Here is a 4980-nt window from a genome sequence, read left to right on the forward strand (position 1 = left end):
AAAAGAACAAAAGAAAATGCATAGAGCATTTTCTTTTGTTCTTTTATTTAATAGTAAACTTTTCTCTTATTTTTTCAGGCAAATCTGCTTTCTGAATCTCTTCATAGGACTTTACTTCAATTGATGATATTTCATTTTTATTATTATCATCTTGATCTACATAAAGGCGTAAAAACGCGTCTGCATTTAATTTATGATTGTTTTCTTTTTTTGTACTTCTAAATGTAATTTGTTTTTTGACGCCATCTTCATCAGATGCGGGCAGCGTATAGTTTCGTAAGTTTCTACCATCTACCTTTTCGATAGTTCCTTCGCCTTTTATCTGCATGTAATATACATCTTTACCAATTCTATTTAGTGACGCTCTCTCACAGCCAATAGTAAAACTAAAAAATAATAAACATGGTGTAATAATTGCTAAAAACTTTTTCATTTTCTTTATCTCCTTTAATGTGTTTCTTTAAAAAGTATACGACTATTATTAAATGTGAAAAATCGATATAGCTTACAACGCCCTTACAATGTTGTAAGAGTGTTGTACATAAAATGAACAATAAAAGTTAAAAGAAAGGTAAAATAATGAATCGTGGTATAATGATATGAGACTTACATATTATTTTTTCATTTTGAGAGGAGCTTGAAAAATGTATTCTACTTTAGAACAATTAACAAAGCACCCTGTATTTTATCATTTTGCAGAAATTTCAAAGATTCCTAGAGGATCAGGTAATGAAAAGGAAATTAGTGATTATTTAGTGGGCTTTGCAAAAGAGCGTAACTTAGAAGTCATTCAAGATGAAGCATTAAATGTCATTATTAAAAAAGAAGCAACAGCTGGTTATGAAAATGTACCAGCTATTATTATTCAAGGTCATATGGATATGGTTTGCGAAAAAAATCAAGCAACAGTACATGATTTTGAAAAAGATCCAATTGAATTACGAATCATTGGGGACATGTTATATGCAAATCAAACAACTTTAGGTGCGGATAATGGTATTGCAGTTGCGTATGCATTAGCTTTATTAGATTCAAAAGAAATTCCGCATCCAGCACTTGAAGTCGTTATCACTACTGAAGAAGAAACGACAATGGGCGGGGCTTTTGCTATTGATCCAAATCATTTTGAAGGAAAGATATTTATAAATATTGATTCTGAAGAAGATCATAAATTACTTGTAAGTAGTGCAGGTGGTGCGAAAGCTGTTGAAACAATTCCCGTAATTTGGGATGAAACACCAGCGAATATGGATGCATACCGTCTATATGTTGGCGGTCTAAAAGGCGGACATTCTGGTATGGAAATTGATAAACAACGCGGTAATGCGAACAAAGTATTAGGACGAGTGTTACGTGATTTATCAGCACATACGGAGTTTAACATAAGTGAAGTTCACGGCGGATTAAAAACGAATGCAATTCCGCGTGAAAGTGTAGCTACAATTTTAATTCGTACAGAAGATGTAGGGCAAGTAGAAGAAAAACTAGAATCATGGACACGTGTATTACAAGAAGAAATGCGTGCTGTTGATTCAGATGTTCATGTTACACTGACAAAATTGGATGAAACAGTTGAAAAAGTATTTGCTAAAGAGACACAAAAGCAGCTTATTTCATCATTATTCTTAATTCCGAATGGTATTCAAAGTATGAGCATGGATATTAAAGGTCTTGTAGAAAGCTCAACAAATTTAGGCGTTATTGAAACGTTGCAAGATGAAATTAAATTACGTAACGAAGTGCGAAGTTCTGTAAGTAGTTTAAAACAACATGTTGCAGAAGAAATCAAATATATTGCTGAATTAGTTGGTGCTACATTTGAAATAGAGTCAGAGTATCCAGAATGGCCATACAATCCAAACTCACAAATTCGTAATTTATTTGAAAAAGTACATCAAGAAAAATACAATAAAGAAATTGAAATCTTCGCTGTACATGCGGGGATTGAGTGTAGCGCATTCGTTCAAAAGATGCCTGAATTAGATGCAATTTCATTCGGACCAGACATCTTTAACGTCCACACTCCAGATGAACATATCAGTATCTCTTCTGTAGTGAATAACTGGGGATTCTTCGTTGATGTAATGAAGGGTACGAAAGAATTAGCTAAGTAATAACGACGAAATAAAAAGGAGCCTATAAAAATTTATAGGCTCCTTTTTTATATTGGAATTTATCTCGCTATTTGCCGGGCAGTAAGACTCCCACCTCAAAATTCAGCGAGAGCAAAGAAGTTAGGTGGGGATCGGGCAGCCCGTAAAAGCCCGATTAGTTTAACTAATAATCAGTGAGGGATGAATAAAACCCCCACTGATTAAAGTTTTACTTTATGAGAAGTCATTTTTCGTTAGTATGTAATATTAAGCTTGAACAATTAATAAGGATGAATTGTTGATGTTTTTTAGTACAGATGAAGGGGTGGAGAAATGAAGGGAAGAAAGCATTTTATTGTTTGTATGGTTTTATTGTTCTTCACATTTAGTTTTATTGGTGTTCAGAAAATAATAGCAGAAGAAGTTGAATTTTCAGGGACAACAGCTCCATTGAATGTAAATGTTAGAGAGGCGAAAAGTTTGAATGCAAATATTGTAGATGTGATTCCCGGAAATACAAAAGTATCTTTTAAAGGATGGGAGTATGGTGAAGCGGTTAAAGATTACTGGACAGGAAATTTAGATAATCGTTGGTTTTACTATTTTAAAGATGGAAAAAAAGTATATGTAACGTCAGCGTATATTAATGGAAATCCTCCAAGTACACCAATAGACCGTAAATTATCTGTACCTAACATATTACAAGAAAGATCAAATTGGTGTTGGGCAGGCACTTCGGTTTCAGTTTTAAATTATTTTGGGAAAACTCCTTCACAAGATCAGTACGTTAGGTATGTTAAGGGTGGATCATATAATAATCCTGCAACTTCACGTGAAATACAATATGGATTATCGGGATATGGTGTTAGTTCAGCTATAAGTTCTGGAGCAAAATCGTATGATTGGTTCAAAAGTCAAATTAATAGTAATCAGCCGATGATTGTACTCATTATGTGGCAAAATGGAGCTAACATCGGACACTTTCTAGTACTTGATGGATTTTATAAAGGGACAAATGGAACAGATTATATAACGTACATGGACCCTTGGTATGGTGATCATTATAATCATAATTTCAGTACGTTCCATAACAATAATAATTTTTGGTGGAGTGAAACTGTTTATAATATCCATGCAAACTAATAATATTAAAAGCGGGGGTTCATAAATGGGAAATCTACTTAAGCTTGTGATACCGTGCATGTGTTTAATGACCGTTATTATTTTCGCTAGTAAAATTAGTTATGCATCAAAAAATAAAAGTGAATCAGTACAATCGATCGCATTAAAAGATTATCAATATAGTAAGGGAAGTTCTTCTGAAAATTTAAATTTTGAAAAAATAACAACATCTCCATTTTCGTTACCAATCTATGCAACAATTCCAGCACAGCAAATTTTAAATAGCTCTGAATTTAAGCAATTGCTATTACCAACAAATGAAAAGCTGTGGTTTATTATGAAGGGTGAGCAGCCAGAAGGACTAATTGTTGCGAATGATACTGAACCGATTCGAACGGGCGGAGAAAATAGAAGTAAAGATTTATATGGATTATATAAAGCAATAAAAAATAATACAAATGAAACAAAAGATATTAGTTATTTCGAATTTGAAGGGCAAGGAATATTGGTAGTAAATCAAAATAATGATCAAGAAATATACCTTAGTAAAGGTGCTGCTGCCATATTAAAACTTCCTGCTGGTCAAAAGGTATTGAGCAATGAAGTAATACAGAAAATGAAAGAGAGAATTGTAACTAGTTTTGAAAAGTAGGAAGGGCTAATTCTTTTTTGTGTTTATACAAGGTTGAACAGATAACAGGATTAATGGTAGCATTAGGGCTGTTTAAAAGCTAATATTGAATATAAAAAGGTTAGAGAAGTTAATTCTCTAACCTTTTTATATTCTGCTATCTACTGTACAACCTTTTTGCATAGCTGAATTTCCTTATTAGAAAATAAGGGTGCATCTATAAAACCATAATGATAAACTAAAATACCTAATTCCACTCTAGAATTAATATGCCATTTTTCTTTAATATGATTAATTATCGTTGAAATTCTTCTAGGGGTAACATATATTTTTCTGGAAATTTCTGCATCTGTATATCCTTTTGCTACATAAATAGCCACTTCTAATTCTCTTTCGGTTAATATTCTTTTCATAAAATAAGCCCCTTCGAAATTGTTTATATAAAATCAAAAGAAACTATTAAAAAAAATAAAGGTCAAAAATCATATTTATTTCTTTTAATTTCGCTATTTGCGGGCAGTAAGATTCTCACCTCAAAATTTAGCTGTGACAAAGAAATCGAACTACCTGTAAACGCCTGCTTGGAGTGGACTAATAATCAGTGGTGATGAATAAAACTCCCATTGGTTATTAGTGAACTTTATTGTAATAATTTCTCATATTGTGATACAAGTTTGTAAAAAACTATAAATCCATATAAATAGTAATTGTAACTATACTAATTTTACATTACATTAAAAGTTGAAAAATATTCTTATACTCATAAAGTGTTACATTTGAGGGAGGAAAGATGGAATTCTACAATCTTGGTATTATTATTAAAGAACTTAGAAAGAAAAAAATATGTCACAATCTGAATTATGTCATGGAATATGTTCACAAAGCCAAATTAGTAAGATAGAAAAAGGGATTATTTATCCATCTAGCATATTGTTGTATCAACTATCTGAAAGACTTGGTATTGATCCAAATTATATATTTGCACTGACCAAAAATAAAAAAATAAAATATATTGAAAATGTAAAATGTGTAATGAGAGATTGTGTGAAACAAAAAGAATATAATGAGCTTTACGAAATAGTGAAAAAAGAGAAAAACGAAAATAATTTCCAATCAAAAGAAGATAAACAATTT

Annotated in this window: 5 protein-coding genes and 1 pseudogene; 4 read left to right on the forward strand and 2 right to left on the reverse strand. The window is 31.6% G+C overall.

Annotated elements, in window-relative coordinates; translation table 11 throughout:
• Positions 1-43 precede the first annotated feature (43 nt).
• Positions 44-433, reverse strand: a complete 390-nt coding sequence (locus tag DN403_RS29680) for a YxeA family protein (protein WP_149186063.1) — start codon at positions 431-433, stop codon at positions 44-46.
• 211 nt (positions 434-644) lie between these two features.
• Between DN403_RS29680 and pepD the strand changes: the two genes are divergently transcribed.
• The 3 genes from pepD to DN403_RS29695 all read left to right on the forward strand — a co-directional run bounded on the left by pepD (position 645) and on the right by DN403_RS29695 (position 3867).
• Positions 645-2114, forward strand: a complete 1470-nt coding sequence (gene pepD / locus DN403_RS29685) for a beta-Ala-His dipeptidase (RefSeq protein WP_000287540.1) — start codon at positions 645-647, stop codon at positions 2112-2114.
• A 312-nt stretch (positions 2115-2426) separates the two neighbouring features.
• The gene (locus DN403_RS29690) at positions 2427-3236 is read left to right on the forward strand and encodes a papain-like cysteine protease family protein (RefSeq protein ID WP_000678376.1); all 810 of its coding nucleotides are present in this window, start codon (positions 2427-2429) and stop codon (positions 3234-3236) included.
• Positions 3237-3261: 25 nt separating this feature from the next.
• Entirely contained in the window at positions 3262-3867 is a 606-nt protein-coding gene (locus DN403_RS29695; RefSeq protein WP_000527413.1) for a hypothetical protein, read from the forward strand.
• Positions 3868-4007: 140 nt separating this feature from the next.
• Here the strand turns inward: DN403_RS29695 and DN403_RS29700 are convergent, their stop codons facing one another.
• Positions 4008-4259, reverse strand: coding sequence for a response regulator transcription factor (locus DN403_RS29700; protein ID WP_000821942.1), 252 nt, complete (start codon positions 4257-4259; stop codon positions 4008-4010).
• A 377-nt stretch (positions 4260-4636) separates the two neighbouring features.
• On the opposite strand from DN403_RS29700, the pseudogene DN403_RS29705 reads away from it, so the two are divergent.
• Positions 4637-4980, forward strand: a pseudogene (locus tag DN403_RS29705) (helix-turn-helix domain-containing protein); the annotation flags it as partial.

The organism is Bacillus sp. AY2-1 (assembly GCF_008368965.1).
Lineage (GTDB): Bacteria > Bacillota > Bacilli > Bacillales > Bacillaceae_G > Bacillus_A > Bacillus_A thuringiensis_S.